The 26992-nt window shown below is 71.0% G+C and carries 24 protein-coding genes and 1 pseudogene; 15 read left to right on the forward strand and 10 right to left on the reverse strand.

Features of this window, described 5'->3' with window-relative positions:
- Positions 1 to 67: 67 nt before the first annotated feature.
- The gene (locus SSP08S_RS49780) at positions 68 to 1954 is read right to left on the reverse strand and encodes a putative T7SS-secreted protein (protein WP_026179504.1); all 1887 of its coding nucleotides are present in this window, start codon (positions 1952 to 1954) and stop codon (positions 68 to 70) included.
- 188 nt (positions 1955 to 2142) lie between these two features.
- Between SSP08S_RS49780 and SSP08S_RS49785 the strand changes: the two genes are divergently transcribed.
- Positions 2143 to 3612: a hypothetical protein gene (locus tag SSP08S_RS49785; protein ID WP_026179505.1), complete on the forward strand. Its 1470-nt coding sequence runs from the start codon at positions 2143 to 2145 to the stop codon at positions 3610 to 3612.
- Here SSP08S_RS49785 and SSP08S_RS60345 read toward each other — a convergent pair.
- Both SSP08S_RS60345 and SSP08S_RS49795 read right to left on the reverse strand, forming a co-directional pair.
- The gene (locus SSP08S_RS60345; protein WP_019075150.1) at positions 3596 to 4135 is read right to left on the reverse strand and encodes a sigma-70 family RNA polymerase sigma factor; all 540 of its coding nucleotides are present in this window, start codon (positions 4133 to 4135) and stop codon (positions 3596 to 3598) included. The genes SSP08S_RS49785 and SSP08S_RS60345 overlap by 17 nt on opposite strands.
- A 96-nt stretch (positions 4136 to 4231) precedes the next feature.
- The gene (locus tag SSP08S_RS49795; protein ID WP_019075151.1) at positions 4232 to 7102 is read right to left on the reverse strand and encodes an AfsR/SARP family transcriptional regulator; all 2871 of its coding nucleotides are present in this window, start codon (positions 7100 to 7102) and stop codon (positions 4232 to 4234) included.
- A 211-nt stretch (positions 7103 to 7313) separates the two neighbouring features.
- Between SSP08S_RS49795 and SSP08S_RS57655 the strand changes: the two are divergent.
- From SSP08S_RS57655 to SSP08S_RS49835, 8 genes and pseudogenes are all read left to right on the forward strand, one after another.
- Positions 7314 to 8567: pseudogene (locus SSP08S_RS57655) on the forward strand (APC family permease); the annotation flags it as partial.
- Positions 8568 to 9038: 471 nt separating this feature from the next.
- Positions 9039 to 9851, forward strand: coding sequence for an SAM-dependent methyltransferase (locus SSP08S_RS49805; protein ID WP_019075153.1), 813 nt, complete (start codon positions 9039 to 9041; stop codon positions 9849 to 9851).
- Between the two features lie 62 nt (positions 9852 to 9913).
- Positions 9914 to 10378 (forward strand): MEKHLA domain-containing protein, encoded by a 465-nt coding sequence (locus SSP08S_RS49810; protein ID WP_019075154.1) that lies wholly within the window; start codon positions 9914 to 9916, stop codon positions 10376 to 10378.
- Positions 10379 to 10888: 510 nt separating this feature from the next.
- The gene (locus SSP08S_RS49815) at positions 10889 to 11854 is read left to right on the forward strand and encodes an ABC transporter substrate-binding protein (protein ID WP_019075155.1); all 966 of its coding nucleotides are present in this window, start codon (positions 10889 to 10891) and stop codon (positions 11852 to 11854) included.
- A complete protein-coding gene (locus SSP08S_RS49820; protein ID WP_019075156.1) occupies positions 11851 to 12624 on the forward strand; it encodes an ABC transporter permease in 774 nt (257 codons plus the stop codon). Before SSP08S_RS49815 ends, SSP08S_RS49820 begins: the two co-directional genes overlap by 4 nt.
- Positions 12621 to 13397: an ABC transporter permease gene (locus tag SSP08S_RS49825; RefSeq protein WP_019075157.1), complete on the forward strand. Its 777-nt coding sequence runs from the start codon at positions 12621 to 12623 to the stop codon at positions 13395 to 13397. Before SSP08S_RS49820 ends, SSP08S_RS49825 begins: the two co-directional genes overlap by 4 nt.
- A gap of 24 nt (positions 13398 to 13421) precedes the next feature.
- Positions 13422 to 14249: an ABC transporter ATP-binding protein gene (locus SSP08S_RS57660; protein ID WP_019075158.1), complete on the forward strand. Its 828-nt coding sequence runs from the start codon at positions 13422 to 13424 to the stop codon at positions 14247 to 14249.
- Positions 14250 to 14323: 74 nt separating this feature from the next.
- Positions 14324 to 15010, forward strand: coding sequence for a response regulator (locus SSP08S_RS49835; protein WP_019075159.1), 687 nt, complete (start codon positions 14324 to 14326; stop codon positions 15008 to 15010).
- 13 nt (positions 15011 to 15023) lie between these two features.
- Here the strand turns inward: SSP08S_RS49835 and SSP08S_RS57665 are convergent, their stop codons facing one another.
- Positions 15024 to 16187: a sensor histidine kinase gene (locus SSP08S_RS57665; protein ID WP_158697337.1), complete on the reverse strand. Its 1164-nt coding sequence runs from the start codon at positions 16185 to 16187 to the stop codon at positions 15024 to 15026.
- 229 nt (positions 16188 to 16416) lie between these two features.
- Between SSP08S_RS57665 and SSP08S_RS49845 the strand changes: the two genes are divergently transcribed.
- Complete coding sequence (locus SSP08S_RS49845; RefSeq protein WP_019075161.1) at positions 16417 to 17961, forward strand: subtype B tannase; 1545 nt, start codon at positions 16417 to 16419, stop codon at positions 17959 to 17961.
- A gap of 61 nt (positions 17962 to 18022) precedes the next feature.
- On the opposite strand, the gene SSP08S_RS49850 is transcribed toward SSP08S_RS49845, so the two are convergent.
- The 6 genes from SSP08S_RS49850 to SSP08S_RS49875 form a co-directional block, all read right to left on the reverse strand.
- Positions 18023 to 18658, reverse strand: coding sequence for a hypothetical protein (locus tag SSP08S_RS49850; protein WP_026179507.1), 636 nt, complete (start codon positions 18656 to 18658; stop codon positions 18023 to 18025).
- Positions 18655 to 19239: an RNA polymerase sigma factor gene (locus SSP08S_RS49855; protein ID WP_019075163.1), complete on the reverse strand. Its 585-nt coding sequence runs from the start codon at positions 19237 to 19239 to the stop codon at positions 18655 to 18657. The genes SSP08S_RS49850 and SSP08S_RS49855 overlap by 4 nt, the downstream gene beginning before the upstream one ends.
- A 149-nt stretch (positions 19240 to 19388) precedes the next feature.
- A complete protein-coding gene (msrB, locus tag SSP08S_RS49860; protein ID WP_019075164.1) occupies positions 19389 to 19796 on the reverse strand; it encodes a peptide-methionine (R)-S-oxide reductase MsrB in 408 nt (135 codons plus the stop codon).
- Between the two features lie 13 nt (positions 19797 to 19809).
- On the reverse strand, positions 19810 to 21204 hold the full coding sequence (gene murC, locus SSP08S_RS49865) for a UDP-N-acetylmuramate--L-alanine ligase (protein WP_019075165.1): 1395 nt from the start codon (positions 21202 to 21204) through the stop codon (positions 19810 to 19812).
- Between the two features lie 108 nt (positions 21205 to 21312).
- On the reverse strand, positions 21313 to 21786 hold the full coding sequence (locus tag SSP08S_RS49870; protein WP_019075166.1) for a hypothetical protein: 474 nt from the start codon (positions 21784 to 21786) through the stop codon (positions 21313 to 21315).
- A gap of 154 nt (positions 21787 to 21940) precedes the next feature.
- Positions 21941 to 22735, reverse strand: coding sequence for a pyrimidine reductase family protein (locus SSP08S_RS49875; protein WP_026179508.1), 795 nt, complete (start codon positions 22733 to 22735; stop codon positions 21941 to 21943).
- 37 nt (positions 22736 to 22772) lie between these two features.
- Between SSP08S_RS49875 and zapE the strand changes: the two genes are divergently transcribed.
- The 5 genes from zapE to SSP08S_RS49900 all read left to right on the forward strand — a co-directional run.
- Complete coding sequence (gene zapE / locus SSP08S_RS49880; RefSeq protein ID WP_019075168.1) at positions 22773 to 23879, forward strand: cell division protein ZapE; 1107 nt, start codon at positions 22773 to 22775, stop codon at positions 23877 to 23879.
- A gap of 154 nt (positions 23880 to 24033) precedes the next feature.
- A complete protein-coding gene (locus tag SSP08S_RS49885; RefSeq protein WP_019075169.1) occupies positions 24034 to 24432 on the forward strand; it encodes a hypothetical protein in 399 nt (132 codons plus the stop codon).
- A gap of 87 nt (positions 24433 to 24519) precedes the next feature.
- On the forward strand, positions 24520 to 25098 hold the full coding sequence (locus SSP08S_RS49890; protein WP_019075170.1) for a carbonic anhydrase: 579 nt from the start codon (positions 24520 to 24522) through the stop codon (positions 25096 to 25098).
- Positions 25099 to 25106: 8 nt separating this feature from the next.
- Positions 25107 to 26582, forward strand: a complete 1476-nt coding sequence (locus SSP08S_RS49895; protein ID WP_019075171.1) for a SulP family inorganic anion transporter — start codon at positions 25107 to 25109, stop codon at positions 26580 to 26582.
- A 99-nt stretch (positions 26583 to 26681) separates the two neighbouring features.
- Positions 26682 to 26992 (forward strand): SPFH domain-containing protein (locus SSP08S_RS49900; protein WP_019075172.1); only part of this gene is annotated, 311 nt, incomplete at its 3' end.

The raw sequence follows: 26992 nt of genomic DNA on the forward strand, positions 1-26992 counted from the left end.
AGTACTCCTTGCTGGTTGTTGGTGCGGTCCGTCCCTTCGGGGACGGAGGTCTGCGGGCGGCGAACGGCTACTTGCCGTTGCCGGAGTCCGAGCCGTCCGTGGGGCTGGTCGGCGCGGTGACGAACCCGTCGGACGACGGGGACGCGGAACCGGCGTCGCCGTTCGACTGCGCGTCGGAGGTGTTGATCGGCGGCACCGCGGGCCGTCCCGTGGTGGTGGGCGAGGGCGGCAGCGGCACGTCGGCGGGGTTCACCGGGGTCGCCGGTGCCGGGCGGGTGGGCGAGTCCGGCAACGGGACGTTGGCGGGATCCACCGGGGCCGGGCGCGTCGGCGCCAGCGGCGGCGGCACCGGCCGGGTCGGTGAATCCGGGAGCGGCACATTCGCGGGCTCCACCGGGAGCGCCGGCGCGGGACGCGTGGGTGAATCCGGCAACGGAACGTCGGCAGGCTCCACCGGAGGCCGCGGGGGTACGACGGGTGCCGGCGGCGGAGGCGGGGGTGCGGGCGTGTTCGGCACCACGGGCGTCGGCCTGACCTGGCCCTTGATCGGGATCTTGTCGGTGAGACTGTCGACCGCGCGGCCGAGGCCCGCCGTGCCGACCGGTCCGACGGCCAGCTTCGACGCCGAGTTGGCGATCTCACCGGCCGCCACCTCGTTGAGGTCGCCGCCCTGGGCGACGCCGACGCCGATCTTCGTGCCGAGGGTGGCGCCTTCCTCGACGAAGTTGCCGACCTGGTCGGAGGCCCGCTTGCCCAGGCTGTCCGCCGCCGCGGGTTCCGTGGTGTCGCCGAACCGGCCGCCCTTGCCCTCCTCCACGACGGGGTTCCCGCGCCGCTTGCCGATCGCGCCGATGCCGCCCTTGAAGGCGACGCCGGCCACGGCACCGGCGGCGGCGCCGGCGAAGACGCCCGCGGCCGTGATCTGGTCGCCGTTGGCCGCCTTACCGGCCGCCTCCAGCGCCGAGTTGGTCAGGAACTTGCCGGTGACCTCCGTGGCCACCTTGCCGATCGGATTGGCGAGGACACCGCTGACGATCTTGCTGTTGGTGAGGGACTCACCGACCTTGGTGATCGTCCCGGCGGTCTTCGTGATGAACCCGGAGCTCTTCACGGCGGCCACGGCGGCCGGGGCGATCGCCTGGACGGCCTTGCCGCCCAGCTTCAGCAGGGCGCCGCCGGGGATGATCCCGATCAGCCCGAGGACGAAGTCGCCGGCCTTGATGCCCCCGGTCTGACTGGCGACGACTTGGTTGAACAGGAACAGCGCCCCGCCGAGCAGCGCGCCGACCACCGGGAAGAACACCGCCACGACGGCGACGAGCGCGGCGAGCAGGATCTGGACGAACGGGAAGTCCTTGAAGAAGTCGGCGATCTTCTGGAAGATGTTCCGCTCCGGAATCGCCTCCTGCGCCGCCCGGTCCAGCACGTCGGCGCACTGCCGCTGCGCGCTCTCCCGCATCGTCCTGGCCTGTTCGGCGAGGCTTCTGGCCGCGCCGAGTTGCGCCTTGCCGGCGTCGATGGCGTCCTGGGCGCTGCGCGCCGCCGACTTCTCCGCGTCGGTCGGATTGGCGCCGAGTTCCTTGGGCGTCTGGTTCGCCTGTGGTGCGGCGGCCTGTGCCTGGTCCACGGCCCGGTCGAAGGTGTCCTGGGCCTCGCGCAGCCGCGGCATGTAGTCGCTGTAGGCCTGGGCGGCGTCGTGGTAGGAGGTGACGGTCTTGGTCAGCTTGTCCGGGAGGTCGTCGCCGATCTTGTTCTTCAGCGCGTCCATCGCCGAACCGCGGCCCTGCGAGATCGAGCCGTCCTTCTTCAGGACGTTCAGCGCCTTCTCCGCGGCGTCGCCGATGTCGCGGTAGCGCTTCATCACGCCCTGGATCAGGTCGGGGTCGCCGGGTGTCGGGTCCGAGTCCATGCCGACGAGCTGGAAGTCCTCGGGCCTGGAGTGCCGACGTGCCATGTGCGATCCCCCGGTGCGCTGCCTGTGACGTGTGGTCGCCAGGTACACGGGGTCGGTGTCGTGAAAGGTTCAACCGAGTTCACGGCGCACGTGTTCACCAAGTTCCGAAAGGTTCAAGGGACTTCGCATCGAACGTTCTCGCCGGGCGGCTCCGTGTAGTCGGTGCAACGGAACCTCGGAGGGCATGGGTGGACACGATGAGCAACGGCGCGGGCAGAAGGCCCGAGCACAGGCCGGCGACCGACAGGGCGCACCGCCCGCCACGAACGCACCGCCTGCCACTGACGCTCCTGCACGCCCTGGCGGCACTGCTGGCGGCCTGTCTGATGACGCTCGGCGGTGCCGCCTCCGCGAGCGCTGCGCCCGCCGCCGACGACCTGATCAAGGTGTTCGTGGTCCCGGACCCGGCGCGGACGGGCGGGCAGCTGGCCACTCTCCAGTCGATCGCCACGGCCACGCTGGGCGACGCCTCGCGGGCCGGCGAGATCCTCGCCCTCAACCAGGGGCAGGCGCAGAAGGACGGCGGGGCGCTGAACAGCGCGGGCGACCCGCTCCACCCCGGCTGGATCCTGCGGCTGCCGCAGGACGCCTCGGGTCCCGAGGTCCAGCTGGCCCGGGACACCGGGAGCCAGAACTCCGCCTCGGCGGCGCCGAGTTCGGGACAGTCGGCCGCACCGGGCACCGGGCGGTCCGCCGCGTTCACGTTCCCGCTGGCCGCCGCCGTCGCGCTGCTCGGCGCGATCCTGCTCGCCCTGATCACCGCGGGCATCGTGGGCAGGCGGAAGGTGCGTGCCTGGTACGCCGCCGTGCGGCGCGCCACTTGGAGGCTGGGCGAGCCGAGTCGGCGCCGGCGCCGACTCGCGCTGCGCCGGGCGACGGGCCGCCGGTTCGCGACCGACGCGGAGTCGGTACGACGTGCCTACGGCGTCCTGGGCGAGTTCGGGCCCGGCCGACAGCAGCCCGAGCGGCCGGTGCACGCGCTGCGTGTCGACGGCTCCGGTGTGACGGTGTGGCTGACGGCCTCGGACACGGTCGACGCTCCGTGGCAGAACATCGACAGCACGCGCTGGCGCCGCCCCGCGGCCGCTGCCGCCGGCTGGCTGGCCTCCGGCGACGACAGCAGGCCGGCCTCGCAGGAGTCGATCGCCGCGTCCTGCCTGGTCCGGGCGGGCACGGACGCCGACGGCGAACCCGTGTTCGTGGACCTCAGCCGTCTGGACGGCGTGCTCAGCGTGGGCGGTGACCAGGCCGTGGCGCGGGACGTCGTACAGAATCTGCTGGCGGAGATCGCGCGCACCCGGCCGAGCACTCCGGTGACCGTGCTGCGCGGGGCGGACAGCGCGCTGCCGCTCGCCGTACCGACGGAGCTGCGGCAGCTTCCCCGGGTCGACGCCCCCGCTCCGGTGGCGCCCGACGCGGGCCGGGGGACGGTGCGCGCCGGTGCGGCACGCCGGCCGGTGCGGGGGCTGGTCGTGGTGGCCGGCACTCCGGGCGAGCGGGAGGCCGCCGAGCTGGCCGCCCTGTGCGGGCCGGGCGGCGCGGGCTGGACCGGCCTGGTCTGCGGCGAGGCGAACGGCGCGCACTGGCGCTGGCACACCGACGCCGACGGCCATGTCGACATCCCGGTCCTCGATGTACGGCTCACCGTTCCGGCGTGAGTCCCTTGCCGGCCTCGGCGCGCAGGATGTTGAGGGCGTAGTGCCGGCGGGACTTGACGGTGCCCGCCGGTATCCCGAGGACGCGCGCCGTCTCCTGCACGGTCCGGCCGCACAGATAGGTGTGGAGCAGGACCTCCCGGTGCTCGTGGGACAGCCGTCGCAGCAGGCCGGTCGCGACCACGGAGGCCAGTACGGCGCCGGTGTGGTCGGGCAGGGCGACGTCCTTGTCCTCGGCGCCGATGGTCTCGTGGCGGGCGACGGCGCTGCGCATCCGGTCGACGACGAGGTTGCGGGTCACGGTGAGGAGCCAGCCGCGTACCGATCCCTCGGTGCTGTAGAGGCGTTCCGCGTGCGGCCAGGCGCGGATGAGGGTCTCCTGCACGATGTCCTCCGCCATGTGACGGTCGTTCAGCAGCTTGTCGGCGTAGGCGAGCAGTGCCTTCGCGTGCTCGGACATCATCGTGCGCAGCAGTTGGTTGCGGTGCGCGGCCGTGGGGAGGTCCGCGGAAGTCGTGGGGGTCATGTTCCAGTCCTGAAAGGGAATGCCGTACGCGCTTCCTGCTCCGGGTGGAGCGGAGCGGGGAGCGTAGGCAGGGCCCGCTTTCGGGACGCTGACGTTTTACTGTCGCGGCGGCCGTTCCGGTTCGGCGAGGTCGTTCAGCCTGCGGCGGACCTGTTCGGCGTCCGGATGGCCGATCTCGTCGAGGATGCCGAGCGCTTCATTCCAGGCGAGCGCGGCCCGGGTGTCCTGGTGGGCGGCGCGGTGGGTGTCGCCGATGTGCGCCAGGGTGTCGGCCACCAGATAGCGGTCGCGGATCTCGCGGTACAGGCTCAGCGCCTGCTCGTAGCACTCCAACGCCCGCTCGTGGTCCCGCAGATGGTGATGGGCGTAGCCGAGGCTGTCCAGGGCGGCGGCCTCGCCGTTGCGGTCGCCCGTCTCCCGGTGCGCGGAGATCGCCAGGGCGCACTCGGTGAGGGCGTCCTCGTACTTGCCCATCAGGATGTACGTCCAGCCGACCTCGTTGGCGATGCCCGCCTCGTCGTTGCGCCGCCCGGCCGCGCGGCAGAGGGCGCTCGCCTCGGCGTAGTGGTCGAGGGCGTCCTCGTGCCGGCCACGCCCGTTGGCCAGGAAGGCGAGTCTGCGCAGGGTCCGGCTCCTGCCGCCCAGGTCGCCGATCTCGCCGAACAGCTCCAGGGCGCGCGCGAGATGTGCGTCGGCCTCGTCCGGCCGCTCCAGACGACCGCTGACGAAGCCGAGCGCGAGGTGGGCGAAGGCCTGGCCGGGTATGTCGCCCAGCCGCCGGGCGGCCTCGACCGCCGTTGTCTGCACGTCGAGTTGCTCGGGCCAGCGGCCGCCCCGGTCCAGATGCAGCTCCAGGACGGAGGCCAGCTGCCAGCTGTGCTCGCCGCCGCCGTGCCGGGCGTCCTGCTCGATCGCGGCGAGCACGGCGGAGCGGTTGGTCTCCAGCCAGTCGACGGCCGCCGCCTGGTCGGGCAGCCTCGGGACGGTCACCCCCGGTGTGTGCGGCCGGAGTTGGACGCGGTCGCGGCTGGGCATCAGCAGGCTGTCGGCCGCGTGCGCGGTGTGCAGGTAGTGGTCGAGCATGCGGCGCCTGGCCGCGTCCAGCTCCTGCGCGCTGTCGTGTGTCCGCGCCAGCTCGCCGGCGTAGGCGCGCAGCAGTTCGTGACAGCCGTAACGGCCCGGCAGGGCCTCGGAGATCAGATGCGCCCGGGCCAACTCGCCCATGACCGGCCTGACTTGGCCGACCCGCTGCCCGGCGAGGCTCGCGACGGCGGCGAGCGAGCAGTCGGGTCCCGGGTGCAGGGCGAACAGCCGGAACACCCGGGCGGCGGCGGGACTGAGGAGTTGGTACGACCAGGAGAACGCGCTGCGGGCGTCGGCGGCGGGCGCCTCTCCGGCGAACGCGTCGAGGCTGTCCTCGCTGTCGGAGAGTTCGGCGGCGATGGAGGCGAGCGGGAAGGCAGGGTTGACGACCGCGCGGGCGCTGACGACGGCCAGCGCGAGGGGCAGTCGGCCGCACAGGGCGATGATCTCCGCGACGGCGCCGGGTTCGTCCGCGATCCGTTCGGCGCCGAGCCTGCGGGACAGGAACTCGCGCGCCTCCTCCTCGGTGAGCACGTCCAGCGTGAGCGAGTGCGCGCCCTCGCCCGCGACCAGGCCGTAGAGCTGGTTGCGGCTGGTGACGACGACCAGGCAGCCGGGGGCGCCGGGCAGCAGCGGGCGGACGTGCTCGGTGTCGCGGGCGTTGTCCAGCACGATGAGGACGCGCCGGTCGGCGAGGAGGCTGCGGTACAGCGCGGCCTGCGCGTCGAGGCCGGCGGGGATGCGCTGTCCGGGGACGCCGAACGCGTCGAGGAAGGACCGGATGGCCTCGGCCGCGCTCATGATCGAGCCGCTGGGATGGAAGCCGCGCAGATTGACGTAGAGCTGCCCGTCGGGGAACCGGTCGGCGACGCTGTGCGCCCAGTGCACCGCCAGGGTCGTCTTGCCGACGCCGGCCATGCCGCCGATGGCGCTGATCACCACGGCCGGCGTCGACGCGTCGGACCCGGGCAACAGCTCCTGGACATGGGCGAGTTCACTGCGTCGGCCGGTGAACGCGGGGAGATCCACGGGGAGTTGGGCGGGACGGATGGTGGCGACGGCATCCGGCTGCGCCGCCCCTTCCACCTCATCGGCGGGCTCGGTCTGCCGCGCACCTCCGCGCACGGCGTGGGTGTGCCCGAGCACCCGCTGCAGCGCGGCCTGGAGTTCGGGACCGGGCTGAACGCCCAACTCGTCGGCGAGGCGGGTGCGTACGGTCCGGTGGACGTCAAGGGCCTCTGCCTGATGGCCCGTTGCCGCGAGCACCAGGATCAGTCCGGCCTGGAGCCCTTCGTCCAGGGGGTGTTGGGCCGCGGCCTGGCGGAGCGTCACCAACACCCGTGCGCCCAGGCCCGGTCCGGCCTCCAGGGCGAGTTCCGCGGCCTCCTTCACGGCGGCCAGGTGCTCGCCGTCGAGGGCGGTGAAGGCCGGGTGGGACCGCACCTCGGGCGCGATCCCGGAGGCGGCCGGCCCTCGCCACAGGGCCAGCGCCTCGATCAACAGCCCGGTAGCGGTGGGAGGTTGACCGTCCTGCGCGGCCTGCTGCCGCAGGGCCCGGAAGCGCAGCAGGTCGAGGTCGTCGGGGCCGACTTCGAGGCGGTAGCCGCCCGAGCCGCGCAGCAGCCACCGTGACCGGTCCCCGGCCGGGAGTTCGGGTTCGAGCAGCCGCCGCAGTGCTCCGACGTGCCGCTGGACGACGTTGACGGCGCTGTCCGGCGGGTCCTGTCCCCACAGGGCGTCGACGATCTCGTGGACGGCGACCGGATGCCCCGCCTCGGTCAGCAGCAGCGCGAGCAGAGCCCGCTGCTTGGGGGGTCCCAGCGCCAGTTCCGTGTCGCCGCGCCAGGCCCTGACCGGTCCGAGAACGGCAAAACGTGTACGCACCGAGTCTCCTGTGCCGACTGTGACAACATCCGCGGCCGGTCCGCCCCTCCGTCGGGACGCTCGGCCGCGAACGAGCATAGAGTCCGCGCGAACTTCGCGACGAGGGGTTGACCGGCCACGGAGCGTCGTCGGGCCTTGTGGGTGTCGGGCCTCCCGACGGCAACCCTCCCCTCCTCGGCTACCGTGCGCCGAGGACGAGGAGGAGAGGGCGATGCACGCGGAGAGAGCCCCCACGAACACGGGTGGGATGAAACGGCGTCTGGGCCTGTCCGACGCCGTGGTGATCGGCCTGGGGTCGATGATCGGCGCCGGGATCTTCGCGGCCCTCGGCCCGGCGGCCGACGCGGCCGGTTCCGGACTGCTGCTCGCGCTGGCGCTGGCCGCCGTCGTGGCCTACTGCAACGCGACGTCCTCGGCCCGGCTGGCCGCCCTGTACCCCCGGTCCGGCGGCACCTATGTCTACGGCCGCGAACGTCTCGGCGCCTTCTGGGGATACCTGGCCGGCTGGGCGTTCGTCGTCGGCAAGACGGCCTCCTGCGCGGCCATGGCCCTCACCGTCGGCGCCTACCTCTGGCCCGGCCAGACCCACGCGGTGGCCGTGGCCGCCGTGGTGGCACTGACCGCCGTGAACTACACCGGCGTGCAGAAGTCCGCGCTCCTCACCCGTGCCGTCGTCGCCGTCGTCCTCGCCGTGCTCTGCGCCGTGGTCGTCACCGCCCTGACCTCCGCCCACGCGGACACCGCGCGGCTGGCCATCGGCTCGGACACCACCGTCGGCGGGCTGCTCCGGGCGGCAGGCCTGCTCTTCTTCGCCTTCGCCGGCTACGCCCGCATCGCCACCCTCGGCGAGGAGGTCCGCGACCCCGCCCGCACCATCCCGCGCGCGATCCCGGTCGCGCTCGGCATCACCCTCGCCGTCTACGCCCTGGTCGCCGTCGCCGCCCTGACGCTGCTGGGCCCGCACGGCCTGGCGCACGCCGCCGCCCCGCTGTCGGACGCCGTGCGCGCGGCGGGCGCCGACCGGCTGGTGCCGGCCGTCCGCGTCGGCGGCGCCGTCGCCGCGCTCGGCTCACTGCTCGCGCTGATCCTGGGGGTCTCCCGCACCACCCTCGCCATGGCCCGGGACCGGCACCTGCCGCACGCCCTGGCCGCCGTCCACCCCCGCTTCGGCGTTCCCCACCGCGCCGAACTCGCCGTCGGCGCGGTGGTCGCCGTCCTCGCCGCGACCACGGACGTACGCGGCACGATCGGCTTCTCCTCCTTCGGCGTCCTGGCCTACTACGCGATCGCCAACGCCTCCGCCTGGACCCTCACGGAGGAAGAAGGCCGACCGATCCGTCTCGTCCCCGTCATCGGCCTCGCGGGCTGCGCGGCTCTCGCCTTCGCACTGCCCGCGAGCACCGTCGTCTCGGGCACCGCGGTGCTCGTCCTCGGGGCCGCCCTCTACGGCCTCCGGAAGTCACGACACACTGAGCACGGAGGATCCAGGCAGCCGATGAACAGTTCCGCGGACGACGACATCCGCGCGGTGGTCGACGCCCTGAAGCGACGAGCCGCGGCCCGGGGAGAAAGAGTCCGGGCCCTCGATTCGGTCCTCCACCTGGTCGCCAACGACGAGGCGGAGATCGCGATCGACGACCTCATCCACACGGCCAACGCGTTCCGGCTCCCTCTGCGGCAGGCCGAGTACGACCGCCTCTTGGCGGCGGCCGCCCGACTGGACTACGCGGACGCCGTGACCGACATCGATCCCGGCCTGCTGCGCCCGGACTCCGAGGACATCTGACGGTGTGGGCCCCGGTTCGGGTGTGACCGGGGGCCGCCTTCCCCGCCCCGGACCGCTGGACGGAAGATGGTGTCCTGCCAAGTCGTGCCCTCGCGCAACTCCCCGCGGGGCCAGGCCCGTTGGGGCTCGTTGAGCGAAAGGTGACTCCGCATGGCCGCCGAGCCGACCCCGCCAGGGACCACCCCGCCCGGCATCGAACCCGACGTGCCCAACGTGGCCCGGATCTACGACTACTTCCTCGGCGGCCACACCCACTACCCCGCCGACCGCGCAGCCGCACAGCGCATCACCGCCGCCAACCCCCAGGCGCCCCTGCTGGCGCGCGCCATGCGCCGCTGGCTGATACGCGTGGTGGCCGCGATGACCGCCGAGGGCATCACCCAGTTCCTCGACCTGGGCGCGGGCCTGCCCACCCAGGACAACGTGCACGAGGTCGCCGCGCGCCACCACCCCGGCACCACGGTCGTCTACGTCGACAATGACCCCACCGTCCTCGCCCACGGCAGGCCCCTGCTGCGCCCCGGACGATCCCTCCTGCTCCTGGGCGACGTACAGGACATGGCATCCGTCCTCGACCACCCCGACCTGCCCACCCTGATCGACCTCACCGCCCCGCTCGGCGTCATCGTCTCCGGCGTCGTCCACTTCCTGCCCCAAACCCCCGCCACCACAGCCCAGTTCACCATCCTCCGCGACCGCCTGGCGCCGGGCAGCGCCCTCGCCCTCAACTCCCTCGTCTCCGACGCCGATCCCACCGGCGCCACCACACTGTTCCGCCTCTACCAGGGCGAGACCGGCCGCGGCCAACTCCGCACGGCCCACCAACTCCGCGAGTTCTACGGCGACTTCGACCTCCAGCGACCGGGCCTCGTCCCCCTCGACGACTGGCGGCCCGACGCCCCCGTCCCGCCATCCGCTCTCCCCAAGCCGTTGATCTGGGGCGGTATGGCCCGCAAGCCGTGAACCCCACCGCCGACCACTCCCCCGACACCTGCGTCACAGCGGCAAGAAACGGATCGAGCGCCATGACCACCCCCCAGCCCCTCAACCCACAGTTCACCGCCCTCCTCCTCGACAGCCACCACCGCCTGACGGGAAAGGAGTTGGGCCCACCTCCCCTCACCTCCCCGGACGCGGCGGCCCGATGGCTCTACGAGGACGCCCCCTTCGGCCTCCTCGCCCACGACACCGCGGCCGACCCCACCTTCGTCTACGCCAACCGGACCGCCCAGAACTGCTTCGAGTACACCTGGGACGAGTTCGTCGGCCTCCCCTCCCGCCTCTCCGCCGCACCCGACGCCCAGCCGAACCGCGACGCCTTCATACGCTCGGTCACACGCGACGGCTACGCCACCGGCTACCGCGGCGTCCGCATCGCCAAGTCCGGCCGCAGATTCTGGATAACGGACGTCACGATGTGGGACCTGATCGACACCGAGGGCACCCACCACGGCCAGGCCGCCGTCTTCCCTGCCTGGTCCGACCTCTAGGACCTGTCCGGCGGATCACGCCGCAGACGCGGGGCGTGACACGCACTCCCCCACTGCCTCAAAGGCGTGGGGGCCCCAGCCGCGTTGTCGTCGGTCGCCGACGTCCCCCCGCCTTCGGCCGGGAGGTGCCCCCACCGCGCCGCCCGCGGCGGAGCCGCTGATGCCAACGTCTCCTCCGCCTTGCAGCCGCACGCGCCACGCCCCGCTCACCGGTGCCGATCCGTTGCCGCTTCTTTCCTGCGGCCCGATCCGCGGGACAGGCCCCAGCCGATGCCACCGGTTCCGGGGCCCCGGAACCGGTACGGCCGTGAACGTACCCCTCACCCGCCGTACGGCGGCTGCCGTACGGCCCAGTGACGGTGACCGGGGGATGTGCGGGTGGGCCGCGGACGACACCTTTGGCACGTCGGACTCGACGCCATTTCGTGAACCTTCGTCTTTCGCCCTGCCACATCCCATTGCGCGCGAACCGGCCGGAACATCTCGGTGCGGTTCGCGGGAGGACAGACAATGCAACGCCTATTCGTCGGCATCGCCGCCGGCTCACTTCTGCTCGCGGTCACCGCCTGTGGATCGTCCGGGAATTCCGGCGGCTCCGCGTCGGAAAGCGGCGGTACCACCAAGGTCCAGGTCGGGGTCATTCCGATCGTGGACGTGGCCCCCATTTATCTCGGCCAGAAAAAGGGGATCTACAAGAAGTACGGTCTCGACGTCTCGACGACCGCGGCGCAGGGCGGCTCGGCCATCGTCCCGGGCGTGGTGAGCGGCCAGTTCCAGTTCGGTTTCAGCAACACGACGTCGCTGATGATCGCGCAGAGCAACGGCGTACAGGTGAAGGCGGTTTCCAACGGGGTGGCGACCACCGGCGTGGACGGAAAGGACTACGGCGCGCTGGTCGTCAAGAAGGGCAGTTCCCTCAAGTCCGCGAAGGACCTAGAGGGGAAGACGGTCGCCGTCAACACGCTGAAGAACATCCTCGACACCTCGGTCCGCGAGTCCGTGCGCAAGGCCGGCGGGGACCCGTCGAAGGTGAAGTTCGTGGAGCTGGCCTTCGACCAGATGCCCGCCGCCCTGGAGAAGGGCCAGGTGGACGCCGCGATGGCGGTCGAACCCGCGCTGACCACGATCCTGAACGCGGGGGGCGTGGAGATCGCGTCACCGTATGTGGACGTGGCCAAGGACCTGACGGTCGCCATGTACTTCACCTCGCAGGCGTACGCGGCGAAGAACCCCGCTGTGGTGAAGAAGTTCCAGCAGGCCACCGCCGAGGCGCTGGTCTACGCCGACAGCCACCCCGACGAGGTCCGCGACGTCGTCGCCGGCTACACACAGATCCCGGCCTCCGTCCTGTCGAAGGTGACGCTCCCGAAGTGGCCACGGGACATCAGCCGGTCATCGGTCGAGACACTGGAGCAACTCGGCGAGCAGGACGGCCTGTTCAAGACCGCCCCCGACCTGGACAAGTTGCTGCCGTGAGGAACGCGAACACACTCCTCGGCGCGGCGGGGCTCGCCACCTTCCTCGCCCTCGGCGAGGCCGTACCGCGACTGGGTCTGGTGAGCGCGGACTACTTCCCGCCACCGACCAGGATCGCGGGCGCACTCGGCGACGAACTCGGCGACGGCGCCTTCTGGTCGGCGCTCCGCGACACCCTGACCGGCTGGGTGCTCGGCCTGGGGATCGCGTCGGGCGCCGGCATCCTCTGCGGCCTGCTCATCACCGTCGTACCGTTCCTGCGCCAAGTGACGTCCTCGACCATCGAGTTCCTCCGCCCCATCCCGTCCGTGGCACTGATCCCCCTGGCGGTGCTGCTCTACGGCAGCGAACTCCGCTCGGTGCTCCTGCTCGTGGTGTACGCGTCGTTCTGGCAGGTGCTCGTCCAGGTCCTGTACGGCGTCCAGGACGTCGACCCCGTCGCCGACGAGACGGCACGGTCGTACGGTCTCGGGACCTGGGCGCGCGTCCGCCATGTGATGTGGCCGACCGCCCTGCCGTACGTCATGACGGGGATCCGGCTCGCGGCGGCGGTGGCCCTGGTGCTGGCCATCACGGCCGAACTGGTCATCGGCGCACCGGGGCTCGGCTCGCTGATCGCGGTCGCCCAGTCCTCGCAGGCCGTACCGCACATGTACGCGCTGATCACGGTGACCGGGGTCCTGGGTCTGCTGATCAACCTGGGGGCCCGCGCGGTGGAGCGACGGGCCCTGGCCTGGCATCAGTCCGTACGCGGGGAGGCCGCGCTGTGAAGGCGCTGACACGGCAGGTGCTGTTCGCGGTGGGTCTGCCCGCAGTGCTGCTGGGACTGTGGTGGGCCGCGTCGGACGGGAGCACCGACCCGTTCTGGCCGCCGCTGCGCACGATCCTCCGTACCTTCCCCTCGGTGTGGACCGGCGAGCGCCTGCGCTCGGACGTGGTGCCCAGCGTGCTGCGCCTGGCCGCGGGCTACGCGCTCGCGGGTCTGGTGGGCGTCGGCCTGGGCACCCTCATCGGTTCCCGGCGCGGAGTGCGGGCCTTCTGCGAGCCGGTGCTGGAGTTCCTGCGGGCCGTGCCGCCGCCGGTGCTGGTGCCGGTGATCATGCTGTTCGCGGGCATCGGCGACACGATGAAGATCGTGGTGATCGCGAGCGGCTGTGTCTGGCCGGTCCTGCTCAACACGGTGGAGGGCGTGCGCGCGGTCGACTCGGTGATGGTGGAGACGGCGCGTTCGTATCACATCGGCGGTGTCGGGCGGCTGCGCCACCTGGTGCTGCCCGCGGCGAGTCCGCAGATCGTCGCCGGACTGCGCCAGGCCCTCTCCATCGGCATCATCCTCATGGTCATCAGCGAGATGTTCGCGGCGAACAACGGCATCGGCTTCACCGTGGTGCAGTTCCAGCGCAGCTTCGCCATCCCGGACATGTGGACCGGGATCCTGCTCCTGGGCCTGCTCGGCTTCCTGCTCTCCGTCGCCTTCCACTTCGCCGAGCGCCGGGTGCTCGGCTGGTACCACGGCCTGCGCGCGTCCACCCGGCGGTCGTGAATGAACCTCGCGAAAGGGCGAACCATGCTCGACATACGTGGCCTGCGGAAGACCTACCAGGGGTCCGGCCGGCAGGTGGAGGCGGTCCGCGACCTCACCTTCACGGTGAAGGCCGGTGAACTCGTCTGTCTGGTGGGCCCGTCGGGCTGCGGCAAGACGACCCTGCTGAAGTGCATGGGCGGTCTGCTCGACCCGACCTCGGGAGAGGTGCTCCTCGACGGCGTACCGGTGACCGGCCCGCCGCCCGGCATGGCGATCGTCTTCCAGGAGTACGGACGCAGCCTCTTCCCCTGGATGAGGGTCGCGGAGAACGTCGAACTCCCCTTGAAGGAGAAGGGGTTGCCGAAGGCGAAACGCCGGAGGCTCGTCACCGACGCCCTGCGGTCGGTGGGGCTGCCGGACGCGGCCGACGCCTATCCCTGGCAGTTGTCCGGGGGCATGCAGCAACGGGTGGCGATCGCACGGGCGTTGGCCTACGAGCCCCAAGTCCTGCTGATGGACGAGCCGTTCGCGGCCGTCGACGCGCAGACCCGCGCCGACCTGGAGGACCTGGTGCGGGTCCTGTGGCAGGAGCGCGGGATCACCGTCCTGTTCGTCACCCACGACATCGACGAGGCGGTCTACCTCGGCGAGCGGGTCGTCGTCCTCTCCGCCTCACCCACGGTCGTACAGGACGAGCTGTACATCGACCTCCCCGACGAACGGGACCAGCTGCACACCAGGGTCTCCCCTCGCTTCACCGAACTGCGGACGCACGTCTACGAGCAGATCCAGGCGGCGAAGCGGGCGGCTCGGGCGGACACGTCGACGTTGTCGGCGGCGGCGGACGGGGACGGGCGTCCGGCCGGCTGAGCCGGGTCTACGGTCCTCCGGATCGCGGCCGACGTAACGGAGACGCAATCTCCGTTTTGCCGTAGGGTGGCGGCATGAAGGACGCCGCGATCCGGGTCGTCATCGCCGACGACCAAGCTCTGCTGCGGGGCGGATTCCGCATTCTGATCGACTCGGCCGACGACCTGGAGGTGGTGGGCGAGGCGGAGACCGGCCGCGAGGCCATTGAGATCGTCCGCCGCACCACCCCGGACATCGTGCTGATGGACATCCGCATGCCGGAGCTGGACGGACTCGCGGCGACGCGGGAGATCGCCTCGGACCCGGAGCTGGACGGCGTCCGCATCGTCATCCTCACCACCTACGAGGTGGACGAGTACGTCCTGCAGGCGCTGCGGGCCGGGGCGTGCGGCTTTCTGGGGAAGGGGATGCGTCCCGCGGAACTGCCGGAGGCCATCCGGGTCGCGGCGCGCGGCGAGGCGCTGCTGTCGCCCAAGGCCACCCAGACCCTGATCACGAGGTACCTCTCCTTGCCCGACGGACCGCCGACCGCCCTCTTCGGCGAACTGGCCGAACTCACCGACCGGGAGCGGGAGATCCTGGCGCTGGTCGCCGAGGGGATGTCCAATCAGTCGATCGCCGAGTACCTGGTCATCTCCCGTCAGACCGTGCGCACCCATGTGCACCGGGCCATGGCCAAACTCGGCGCCCGGGACCGGGCCCAGCTCGTGGTGGTCGCCTACCGGACAGGTCTCGTCCGCCCGGCAGCTGCCGGGCGCTAGCCGGGATCCGCGTTCAGGGCTTCGCGGGGAGCGCGGGAAGGAACGCGTCCACGCTGAACTCCTCCCGGCCCTCCACGATGTCGAGCCGACCGCCGACGGACGCGGCCCGCTCACGCAGACCCAGCAGGCCACGGCCCGTGCCCCAGGAGGATTGCCGCCGGTCCTCGGTACGGGTCACCGGGTTGACCACGGAGACCCGGAGCCGGTGCGCGGCGAAGGACAGCCGGACCGTCGCGGTCCGGGGCGTCGCGTACTTGAACGCGTTCGTCAGCGACTCCTGGACGATGCGGTAGCCGGCCATGCTGACGGCCGGACTCAGACCGAAGGCCCTGTCGGCCCGCTGTATGTCCACCGCCAGGCCCGCGGCACGGAAGCCGTCGAGGAGATCGTCGAGGCGGTCCAGGGTGGGCATGGGCTCCGGCAGCGCTGTCGCGCCGTCGGGCTGGCGCAGGACGGTCAGCATGGTGCCGAGTTCCGCGAGTGTGCTGCCGCTCGCCGTGATGACGTGCTCGATGGCCGCCTCGGCGGCGTCGGGCTCCCGGCGCAGCAGATGGGCGGCCGCTCCGGCCTGGAAGTTGATCACCGTGATGCTGTGCGCGACGATGTCGTGCAGCTCGCGGGCGAGCCGCAGCCGCTCCTCGACCACCCGCCGTGACGCCTCCGCCTCCCGGGTCCGCTCGGCGCGCAGGGCACGGTCCTTGATGGCCTGGATGTAGGCGCGACGGTTCCTGGTGGCGTCACCGACGGCGATGGCCGCACCGAGCCAGGCGATCAGCATGAGGTTGGCCGGATCGAAGACGCGCACGCCCGTCACGATCGGAGTGAAGACCAGGATCATGGTGCCGGCGATCGCGCCGGTGATCAGCGCGCGGGTGCGCGGGGCGGACACGGCCTCGGAATACAGGGCCACCAGACAGCACACGATGCCCGGGCCCGGCTCCGTCATCCACAGCAGGGCGACGAGGTAGCCGACGGTCGTCCCCGCGAGCGCGACCGCCGGCGCACTCCGTCGCACCGTGAGCGGGGCCGCCGACAAGAGCGTGAACAGAGTGGCGGGCCACGCCGATACGCCCATCCTGAAGAACGCCGGAACAATGAGGACGGCCCACACAAGGGCGAGCAAACCGTCGACGAGCAACGGATTGCCGAGCACCCGGCCACGTATTCCGTCCAGCACACTCACCATCCCCCGGCCGTATCGCACCGTCGATGGTTCAACCTACCCCGGCCCGCGTATACCGCGAGGCACAGTACGGCGGTGACCGTACCCGCGAGAGACGGCATTCAGGGGACGCGGGAAATGGCTTTCCGAAGGAAGTTGGAATCCATCACTTCCCCCATTTGGTCACACAAACCCGCACCCCGACAAGGATGTTGATGTGAAGCGCCGAATATTCCTTTCCGGCATGGCAGCCACCGCAGCGGGAGCGACCGCCGTCCTGAACTACGGCGGAGCACAGAGCGCGGCGGCCACGACCACAGGCACCCTGACCTTCCCCAAGGACTCCTTCACCACCCGGACCAAGACGATCACGACGGCCGACGGTGCCGAGAAGAACGTCACGTACCGGTTCTGGGAGAACATCGTCTACGTCGCCGATCCCGTGGACCCGACCTACCAGTGCCTCGACGTCCAGCAGCCGGTCGAGATCGACGGGCGGGCCGTCGACGCCTCCCACGCGCCGATCTTCTTCTCCATCCCGCTCGGCGGCTTCCTCTCCGGCACACCCGGCGGCACCAACCCCGGCGGCGGCTTCCCGGGTTCGAGCCCGTCCCCGAGCGACAGTTCCTCGGCCGACCCCAGCGCCACCCCGACCGCGTCGCCCACGACCAGGCCGCCGCTGCCGCCCGGGGCCGGCGACCAGGGCGACAACTCGGCGCTGGCCCTCGCGGCCGGCTATGTCGTGGTCACCTCGGGCGCGCGCGGACGGGAGAACGTCAAGGACGGCAAGTACTACGGCAAGGCTCCCGCCGCCCTCGTCGACCTGAAGGCGGCCCTGCGGTACGTCCACAAGAACAAGGGGCTGCTGCCCGGCGACCCGAACAAGATCATCACCAACGGCGGCAGCGCGGGCGGCAACTTCTCCTCGATGATGGGCGTCTCGGCGGGCAGCCCGGTGTTCGACTCCTACCTCCGGGAACTCGGCGCGGCCGAGGCGAGCGACGCGGTGTTCGCCTCCGCCGTCTTCTGCCCGATCATCGACCTCGGCAACGCCGACAAGGCCTACGAGTGGATGTACGGCTCGGCCGAGCTGAACGGCGAGCTGGTCGACCAGACGGCCTCGAAGCAACTGACCGCGCAGTTCGCGGAGTACCAGGCCTCGCTCGGCCTCCACGGCGTGGGCCGGTTCGGCCGGGTGACGGCCGCCAACTACGACCGGTACCTCCTGGAGAACTACGTACAGCCGGCCGCGACCAGCCACCTGCGGGCCCTCTCCGAGGCCGACCGGACGGCCTACCTGACCGCCAACCCCTTCATCGACTGGTCCGGCGACAGGGCGACCTTCTCCTGGGACGGCTACATCGCGCACATCGCCCGGTCCCGTCCCGTGCCCGCCTTCGACGACAAGGCCCTGTCGGAGCCGGAGCCGGGCTACTTCGGCGACGAGACCCATGTCGCCCGGCACTTCACCGACTTCGGCCTGCGGTACGCGACCGGGGACAAGACCGCCACGGTCGACCGCGACATCCCGCACAAGGTCAGGCTGACCAACCCGATGACCTACCTGGAGGAGCGCAACCCGCGCCGGGCGAGGCACTGGTGGCTGCGGATCGGCACCAGCGACACGACGCACTCCCTGACCGCGATCACCAACCTCGCCCTCAAGACACAGAACCTCGGCGACGACGTCAACCTGAAGATGTACTGGGACGGCGGCCACGGCGCCAACGAGGACCCGGGCGACCTGATCAAGTGGATGGGCGAGATCACCGGCTACAGCATCGGATAGTCCGGCGGTGAAACCGGGGCGGGGCACCGGAACGGTGCCCCGCCCCCATTGAGCAGTGGCGCTACTTTCCGAATGCGTCGCTGAACTGCCTCCATTCCTTGTCCGAGACCCAGTTCGCACCGCACGAGGGAATGGACCCGTCCCTTTCGGCCGCCACGATGTAATGCTGGCCGACCGTGAAGGTCAGATTCTCCGGGAAGTCCGGGTCATTGCTCACCAGGATGGTGCGGGTGCCACCACCGCGCAGCCAATGGTCGACGTGGAAGGTGATCAGCGGCCCCTTCACGGAAGTGACCGTCCCGTAGAAAAGCGTCGGGTAACCCGCCAGCTGGTCGGGAACGGGCGCCTGGCACTTTCCGTTGCCCTTGTCGTTCCCGGTGTGGGCGGCGCTGAGACTCAGCCGCTTGACGGCTTCGGTCGTGTGGCCGCTGCCGGAGTTCGCCGTGATCCCCGCGGTGACACCGCCGCCGAGGAGCAGCGCGGCAGCCGCCGCGAGCCCGAGGAGACGTCGGCGGCCCTTTCCTGCGGTGACCTTCGCGGTGGGAGTCGTGGTGTCGATGTCGGTGTTCTCCGGCGTTGCCACAGAGTCGGTTTTCATTGCAGCCTCCACAAGACGATTGATGTCCGGCAGCGGAGCTCGTGAGGTCGATGCGGGGTCCGCTTCCCTCAGTAGGGTCAGCAACTCGTTGTCATTCACTGACCGCTCCTTCCTTCACTCATCTTGTGTCCGGCGAGTTCGGCGTTCTTTCGCCCCGACTGGAGTTGTTCGGCGATTTTCTTTTTCGCCCGGTGCAACCGCACGCTCACCGCGTTGGACGTCATTCCGGTCGCCTCGGCGATCTGCCGTGGGGCCAGTTCCTCCCACGCCCACAGCCGAATCACCTCGCGGTCCAATTCCCCGAGTGCGGCCAGTGCGGCATGCAGGTCGCCGTGATCGGCGTCGACGGTCACGGGTGCCTGCTGAACACTCATCAGCCGCTCCACCAGACGGAGCCTGCGTCCGTCGGCCCGGCGGGCGTTGGCCAGGCAGCCGCGCGCCACCCCGTAACACCAGGGGAGCACCTCGTCGCGATCGGGCAGGGACCCGTTTCTGAGCCCGGGTACATGGTCGACGCGACGCCACAGCACCAGCATCGTCTCGGACAGGACGTCCTCGACCATGTCAGGGGCCGTTCGTCGCACCAGATACCGGTGCAGGGGTTCCGTCACCACCTGCGCCAGCCCTTCGAAGCGTGCCCGCCGCAGCCGACGGGTCTCCTGTTCCGTGATGGATTCCACGCCCCGTCCGTGTCCGACAGCGGCCGGGTTCTTTCAGCGAGGAGGTATTCAGCCGGTGACACACATGCCGGTGCCCGTCCACCGTCATCCACGGTGGACGGGCACTGACCTACTCACTCGTGCTCACGGCACAGTCGTGTCCGGAGCGCTCAGCCTTCCTCGGGCGTCAGCCGCAGCGAGATGCTGTTGATGCAGTACCGCTGGTCCGTCGGCGTCGCATACCCCTCGCCCTCGAACACATGCCCAAGATGCGACCCGCACCGGGCGCACCGCACCTCCGTGCGCACCATCCCGTGCGAGCGGTCCGCGATCAGTTCGACCGCGTCGGTGTCCTTCGGGTCGTAGAAGGACGGCCAGCCGCAGTGGGACTCGAACTTCTCGTTCGAGGTGAAGAGTTCGGCGCCGCAGGCGCGACAGGAGTAGACGCCCTTCGTCTTGGTGTCGGTGTACTCACCGACGAAGGCCGGCTCCGTGCCCGCCTGCCGCAGCACCGCGTACTCGGCCGGGTTCAGCTCCGCGCGCCATTCCTCGTCCGGCTTTTCGACGTCGTACGACATGAAGCTCAGCCCCTTACTTCGCGAGACGGTCCAGGATCCGCGGGCCGAGGTCGGTGACATCGCCCGCTCCCATGGTGAGAACCAGATCACCGGGCTTCGCCATTCCCGCGACGGCCTCGGGGACGTCCGCCTTGTCGTGGACCGGGGTCACGTCGGCGCCCGCCACGCGCGCGGCCTCGATGATCAGCTCACTGGTGACGCCGGGGATCGGGTCCTCGCGGGCCGGGTAGATGTCCAGGACCAGCGAGGCGTCCGCGAGGGCCAGGGACTGGCCCATCTCCTTGCCGAGTTCCTGGGTGCGGGAGAACAGGTGGGGCTGGAAGACCACCAGCAGCCGCGAGGTGGAGGCCGCCGCGCGCATCGCCTCCAGGTCGGCGGTCATCTCCGTGGGGTGGTGGGCGTAGGAGTCGATCACCTGCACGCCGGCCGCCTCGCCCTTGAGCTGGAGGCGCCGCTTCACGCCGGTGTACGCGGCCAGCGCGGGCGCCAGTTCCGCCGCCGGGATGCCGAGCGCGGCGCCCGCAGCGAGGGCGGCTACCGCGTTGCTCGCGTAGTGGCGGCCGGGGACCGAGACGGTGAAGGTGAGTTCCTCGCCGCCCAGGACCACCGTCACCTCGCTCTTCAGGCCCTGCGCGACCACGGAGAGGATGCGTACGTCGGCGTCCTCCGCCTCGCCGTACGTCACCGTCTTCACGGAAACGGAGTCGGCCACCCGGCGCGTCAGCTCGCGGGCGCCCTCATGGTCCGCCGAGATCACCAGGGTGCCGCCGGGCACGATCCGGTCGGCGAAGGTCTGGAAGGAGTCGTAGATCTCTTCCATGGACGCGTAGTTGGCGTGGTGGTCGAGTTCCACGTTGAGGACGATCGCGACCTCGGGGGCGTACTTGTGGAAGCTGCGGTCGGATTCGTCGGCCTCGGCGACGAAGATCTCGCCGTCGCCGTGCAGCGCGTTCGAACCCGGGGCGTCCAGGTCGCCGCCGATCGCGTACGAGGGCTTCAGGCCCAGCTCGGTCAGGGAGACCGCGAGCATCGACGTCGTGGTCGTCTTGCCGTGCGTGCCGGCCACGGCGATCGGGCGCAGACCGTCCATCAGGCGGGCGAGGGCGTCCGAGCGGTGGACGACCGGGATGCCCAGCTCGGCCGCGCGGGCCAGCTCGGGGTTGTCCTCGCGGATCGCCGACGACACGACCACGCAGGTGGCGTCGTCGGCCAGGTGCTCCGCCGCGTGCCCGATGTGCACGGTGGCGCCCAGGGCGCGGAGCGCGTCGGCGGTCGCGGAGTCCTTGGCGTCGCTGCCCGCGACCTTCGCGCCGCGCTGCGCGAGGATCTTGGCGATCCCCGACATTCCGGCCCCGCCGATGCCGATGAAGTGCGGTCGGTCCATGGCGGTGGGAAGGCCGGGTGCCATGTGTGTCTCCCTGTGCGTGCTGGTTCGTACGGATACGGCGGACGTTCGGCGGCCAGCCTATTCGGTGCCACCGACAATCACGGACACCCGCCCGCCGCTCCCCGCCCGCTACTCCTTGCTGTGCGAGAACAGCTTCAGCACGGGTACGCCGACCTTGTGACGGGCCCGCGAGGCCCAGTCGCGGTGGAAGAACTCCTCCACGTAGTGGGGGTCGGTCAGCACGATGACCTCGTCGGCGCCGATCTCGTCCACCAGGGTCTTGAGGGCGTCCAGCGGGTGGTCCTCGATGAGGCGCCCCTCCGCCGCGCTGCCGGCCGCGCGCAGGGCCTCCAGGGACACCGACAGGGCCTGTGCGCCGAGTTCCGCCGCGTCCTTGCCCTCGGGGGTCTCCCGCTCGTGCGCCGCCTCGTCGAGTTCGCCGAGGGCGACGTCGTCGATGGCCCGCAGCAGGCGGTCCGCCTGGTCGCCGCGGGGCTGAAGCAATACGTGGAAGGAGACGGTCTCGTCACCGTGCAAGGTGGTGACGAACTCCACGTCGGCGGACGTAAGGGCCTTCTCGATCATCAGTACGCTTGTGAACACCAGGCGCCCCTTCTCCTTCGAGGACCCTCGGGCCCTCTCTCCTCCGTGGGCCTGCCAGGCCCTGCGGAAACCATCCTGCCCCGTGATCGCACGGGTACTGCCGGATTTAGTGTGCCCGCCGAAAGACAAACGGAACGGATCATTCCGCCCGTTTTCAGGTCCGACGGTAGCGACCGAACAGGAACCCGGCCTCTTCCAGCAGGGACACCAGTTCGAAGCGCTGAGGAACCTTAACCGACGGCCCCCCGGCGATCCGTTGCGCCTCCCCCGCCACGAGCATCGGCGAGAGGGCCAGACACAGTTCGTCGAGCACCCCGGCGGCCACGAACTGCCCGAGCAGCCGCGGCCCGCCCTCGGTCAGCAGCCGGGTGTGCCCCAGGTCTGCGAGCGCCTGTACGGCCCGTGCGGGGCCCACGCCGGCGCCGTCACCGGCGACCACCACCCGGGCGCCCGCCTTCTCGGCCGCCGCGACCCGTTCCGGCGCCGCGAGAGCGCCCGTCAGGATCAGCGTCGGCACCAGGGGCGAGACGAAAAGCGGAAGCGAGAAGTCCAGGTCGAGGCTCGCGGTGACGACCGCGATCACGGGGGCGGGCCCTTGTCCGGCCGCCGCCCGCGCCGCCGCGAACTCTTCACGCGCGCGTGCGGGCCGATAACCCTCCTGGCGTACCGTTTCCGCACCGACGACCACGACATCCGCCAGCGCCCGCAGGGTGCCGAAGATCCGCATGTCGGCGGGCCCGGAGATGGGCTGCGAGCGGCCCTCGTGCTGACCGGCCCCGTCGAGCGTGGACACCATGTTGGCGCGCAGCCAGGGGCCCTCCCCCACGGGGTAGGCGTACGCCTCCGCGAGTTCCGGAAGCCCCCACTCCTGGTCCGTCCCACGCGCATCAGGGGCCCCGTTCGAGGCCTGGGCTGCTGTTTCGTCGGTCACAGGGAACAGGCGTCGCATGTCGTGCAGTGTGGCACGGCCTTTAGAGTGGTGAACCGTGTCGTCCTCCTCCGCCGCCTCCGGGATCAGCCCGATAGCAGACGCGGCCCCGCTGTCCCTGTGCGCCCGTGAGCCGTTCGTCCCCGCGGACCGGCTGGTCGCCGAGATGGTGCCGCCGCCGCGCTTCGACTCGGTGCGCTTCGCCACGTACATCCCGGACCCGAACCAGCCGAGCCAGACCGCGGCGGTCGGCGTCCTGGAGACCTTCGCCACCGGACTCGGCGGGGCACACGCCGCCGGCACCGGCAAGCGCGGCTTCCTCGGCTTCGGCAGGGGCAGGGCGCCCAAGACCCCGGCGGGCCCCCGCGGCGTCTACCTGGACGGCGGCTACGGCGTCGGCAAGACCCACCTGCTGGCCTCCCTGTGGCACGCGACCCCGGCCGAGCCCGCGCTCAAGGCCTTCGGCACCTTCGTGGAGCTGACGAACCTGGTGGGCGCGCTCGGCTTCCAGAAGACGGTCCAGACGCTGTCGGGCCACCGCCTGCTGTGCATAGACGAGTTCGAGCTGGACGACCCGGGCGACACCGTCCTGGTGTCGACCCTGCTCGGCAGGCTGGTCGACGCGGGCGTCGCGCTCGCCGCCACCTCCAACACACTGCCGGGCAAGCTCGGCGAGGGCCGGTTCGCGTCCGTCGACTTCCTGCGCGAGATCCAGGGCCTGTCCGCGCACTTCCGCTCGCTGCGCATCGACGGCGACGACTACCGCCACCGCGGCCTGCCACAAGCCCCGAAGCCGTTCTCCGACGAGCAGGTCACGAAGGCGGCGTACGCGACCGCCGACGCCTCCCTCGACGACTTCCCGCACCTGCTCGCCCACCTCGCCAAGGTCCACCCCAGCCGCTACGGCGCCCTGACCGACGGCCTCAAGGCGGTCTGCCTCACCGACGTCCAGCCGATACCCGACCAGTCGACCGCGCTACGGCTCGTCGTCCTCGCGGACCGGCTCTACGACCGTGAAGTACCCGTCCTGGCCTCGGGGTTGCCCTTCGACAAGCTGTTCAGCGAGGAGATGCTGAACGGCGGCTACCGCAAGAAGTACTTCCGCGCGATCTCCCGCCTCACCGCGCTGGCCCGGGACGCCAAGAGCCTCGTCGAAACCGCCTAGTTCACGCCAGGCCAGGCACGCTTTTCACGCTCTCTTTCATCGGAAACGCTCCGTTAACCCTGCAAACAACTTCACTGGGCTACCGTTCTTCTTGACCAGCCGTTGACCTGGCCTTGGTCTGCACGAGACGCACGGACCAGCTGGAGGGGGGCGTATGTTCCGAGGTAAGACGGCTCGGACCGTCGTGACGCTCCTCACTGCCGTCCTGCTCGCCCTGCCGTTCTTCGCACCCATGGAATCCTTCGCACCCGCGCACACAGCGCGTCATGCGGAGGCCAAGGCCCAGCCCGGGCTCAAGCTCAGCGGCAAGGCCCTGCGCTCCGAGACCATCACGTTCCGCGACTGCGGCGCCTCCGGGACCCCCACCGTCCCGCTGCGGCTGCGCGACCGCTTCCGCACCGTCGACTGCGGGCCCGAGACACCCGAACGCCCCCTGCTGACGCAGGACCCGGCGGGTACGGACACACACGTGGCGCCCGGCGCGGCGCACCATCGCACAGCGAGATCCTCGACAGCGCACTCTCCGGCGGCACTTCAGGTCTTCCGCTGCTGAGAGCCGAGCAGGCAGTCAGTTCCCCCACGCACACTGTCATGCAAGCCCGACGCGCCCAGAGGGCGCGCCAGGAGGAGTACTCACGCCATGCAGCCCCTCATCGACAACGCCCGTACGTTCGGACAACGCCCTGAGGAGTTCGCCAAACTCGCCGAAGGCCAGTCCCCGCAGGTGCTGTTCATCACCTGCTCCGACTCCAGGGTCGTACCGGCCCTGATCACGGGCGCCCGCCCCGGCCAGCTCTTCGAGCTGCGCACCGCCGGCAACATCGTTCCGCCGTACGCCTCCCAGCACCCCACGAGCGAGGCGTGCACCATCGAGTACGCCGTCGAAGTCCTCGGCGTCTCCGACATCGTGGTCTGCGGCCACTCGCACTGCGGCGCGGTCGGCGCCCTGGTGCGCGGCGACGACCTGACCGCCGTACCGGCCGTGCGCGACTGGCTCACGCACGCGACCCCGAAGCCGGAGGGGACGGTCGACGATCCGGCCGTTTCCGAAGGAGTGCAGAGTCATGTCCTGACGCAGCTGCTGCGGCTGCGCTCGTACCCGTACATCGAGAAGAAACTGAAGGACCGTCAACTCACCCTGCACGCCTGGTTCTACGAGGTCCACACAGGTGCGGTCCTGGTGCACGACCCGGCCTCCGACGCCTTCAAGTCCCTGTGAGCGCGCCGATGTCGACCAAATTCCCTCATCTGCGGGAGGACTTCGCCGCCTCCCTCGTCGTGTTCCTGGTCGCGCTCCCGCTCTGCGTGGGCGTGGCCGTCGCCTCCGGTGTCCCGGCCGAACTCGGCCTGGTCACCGGCATCGTGGGCGGGATCGTCACCGGACTCATGCGGGGCAGCAGCCTCCAGGTGTCCGGGCCCGCCGCCGGTCTGACCGTGCTGGTCTTCGAGGCGGTGCGGGAGTACGGACTGCCCGCCCTCGGGGTGATCGTGCTCGCCACCGGTGTGCTCCAAGTCCTCATGGGCGTCCTGAAGTTGGGGCGCTACTTCCGGGCCATCTCGGTCTCGGTCGTCGAGGGCATGCTGGCCGGTATCGGACTGGTGCTGATCGCCGGGCAGTTGTACTCGGTGGCGGGGGCGAAGGCCCCCGCCTCGGGGCTGGACAAGATAGCCGAGCTGCCCGGCGCGCTCGTCGAAGCCGCCGGGAACACGAAGGCGCTGTCCTCGCTCGTGCTCGGCGCCGCGACCATCGCCGTCCTCGTTCTGTGGAAGCGGCTGCCGGCCAAGGTGCGTACGGTGCCGGGTCCGCTGGCCGCCGTAGGACTGGCGACCCTCGCCGCGCTCGCCTTCGGGCTGCCGGTGGCGACGGTCGAGGTGCAGGGCCTGCTCGGGTCGCTCCAGCCGCCGCCACTCAGCGAGTTCGGTGAGCTGGCGCAGGTCGGGCTCCTTGGCACAGTGGTCGCGTTCACCCTGATCGCGTCCGCGGAGTCGCTGTTCAGCGCGGCGGCGGTGGACCGGCTGCACTCCGGGCCGCGCACCGAGTACGACAAGGAACTGGTCGCGCAGGGCGCGGGCAACGCGATCTGCGGGCTGCTCGGCGCGCTGCCGATGACCGCGGTGATCGTGCGCAGCGCGGCCAATGTGCAGGCGGGCGCGCGGACGAAGGCGTCCCGGGTGATGCACGGCGTCTGGCTGCTGCTGTTCGCGGCACTGCTGCCGGACGTGCTGGCGTACATCCCGATCCCGGCCCTGGCGGGCATCCTGGTCCACGCGGGCGCCAAGCTGATCCCCGTCCGGGAGATCGTGTCGCTGTGGCGCGAGCACCGGGGCGAGGCGCTGATCCTCGTCGTCACGGCGCTGTCGATCGTCGCGGTCAGCATGTTCGAGGGCGTGCTCGTCGGACTCGCGCTGGCCGTCGCGAAGACGGCGTGGGAGGCCTCGCACATCAAGATGGAGGTCGTCGACAAGGGCGCGGGCCCCGTGCAGGCGTATCTGACGGGCAACGCGACCTTCCTGCGGCTGCCGAAGATCCTCGACAGCCTGGAGGCACTCCCCCAGGACCGGCCGGTCGAACTGCACCTCTCCGGCCTGCACCACCTGGACCACGCCTGCCGTACGGCCCTGGAGAACTGGGCCGAGCGGCACAGCGCGGCCGGCACCGAGCCGGTGAAGGTCACGGCGCTGGAGGTCACGGCGGTGAAGTAGCGGTGCCGGTGTCCGCCCCGGGATGATCGTGGCCCCGGGGCGGACACCGGGCATACCCTTGCAGGAGCAGACAGAAGGCCTCTCCACTAGGGGGTCAGGATGCTCCAGGAACTGCTGGTGGCGGGCGTGGCGGCCGGTTCCGCCGTCGTGGTCTACGTCGCCGCGGCGGCCAGGGTCGTCAAGCAGTACGAGCGCGGGGTGGTCTTCCGCCTCGGGCGGGTCGTCGGCGAGGTGCGGGGGCCCGGCTTCACCACGGTCGTCCCGTTCGTGGACAAGCTCCGCAAGGTCAACATGCAGATCGTCACGATGCCCGTGCCCGCGCAGGAGGGCATCACGCGTGACAACGTCACCGTGCGCGTGGACGCGGTCGTCTACTTCAAGGTCGTCGACGCGGCCGACGCGATCATCAA

Source organism: Streptomyces hokutonensis (assembly GCF_000376565.1).
Taxonomy (GTDB): Bacteria; Actinomycetota; Actinomycetes; order Streptomycetales; family Streptomycetaceae; genus Streptomyces; species Streptomyces hokutonensis.

What these genes read in the sequence shown, in the direction of transcription:
- SSP08S_RS49780 (WP_026179504.1), bottom strand. Translation starts at nt 1,954, where the DNA reads ATGGCACGTCGGCACTCCAGGCCCGAGGACTTCCAGCTCGTCGGCATG.
- SSP08S_RS60345 (WP_019075150.1), bottom strand. Translation starts at nt 4,135, where the DNA reads ATGACCCCCACGACTTCCGCGGACCTCCCCACGGCCGCGCACCGCAAC.
- SSP08S_RS49805 (WP_019075153.1), top strand. Translation starts at nt 9,039, where the DNA reads ATGGCCGCCGAGCCGACCCCGCCAGGGACCACCCCGCCCGGCATCGAA.
- SSP08S_RS49810 (WP_019075154.1), top strand. Translation starts at nt 9,914, where the DNA reads ATGACCACCCCCCAGCCCCTCAACCCACAGTTCACCGCCCTCCTCCTC.
- SSP08S_RS49815 (WP_019075155.1), top strand. Translation starts at nt 10,889, where the DNA reads ATGCAACGCCTATTCGTCGGCATCGCCGCCGGCTCACTTCTGCTCGCG.
- SSP08S_RS57660 (WP_019075158.1), top strand. Translation starts at nt 13,422, where the DNA reads ATGCTCGACATACGTGGCCTGCGGAAGACCTACCAGGGGTCCGGCCGG.
- SSP08S_RS49835 (WP_019075159.1), top strand. Translation starts at nt 14,324, where the DNA reads ATGAAGGACGCCGCGATCCGGGTCGTCATCGCCGACGACCAAGCTCTG.
- SSP08S_RS49845 (WP_019075161.1), top strand. Translation starts at nt 16,417, where the DNA reads ATGGCAGCCACCGCAGCGGGAGCGACCGCCGTCCTGAACTACGGCGGA.
- msrB (WP_019075164.1), bottom strand. Translation starts at nt 19,796, where the DNA reads ATGTCGTACGACGTCGAAAAGCCGGACGAGGAATGGCGCGCGGAGCTG.
- murC (WP_019075165.1), bottom strand. Translation starts at nt 21,204, where the DNA reads ATGGCACCCGGCCTTCCCACCGCCATGGACCGACCGCACTTCATCGGC.
- SSP08S_RS49875 (WP_026179508.1), bottom strand. Translation starts at nt 22,735, where the DNA reads ATGCGACGCCTGTTCCCTGTGACCGACGAAACAGCAGCCCAGGCCTCG.
- SSP08S_RS49885 (WP_019075169.1), top strand. Translation starts at nt 24,034, where the DNA reads ATGTTCCGAGGTAAGACGGCTCGGACCGTCGTGACGCTCCTCACTGCC.
- SSP08S_RS49890 (WP_019075170.1), top strand. Translation starts at nt 24,520, where the DNA reads ATGCAGCCCCTCATCGACAACGCCCGTACGTTCGGACAACGCCCTGAG.
- SSP08S_RS49895 (WP_019075171.1), top strand. Translation starts at nt 25,107, where the DNA reads ATGTCGACCAAATTCCCTCATCTGCGGGAGGACTTCGCCGCCTCCCTC.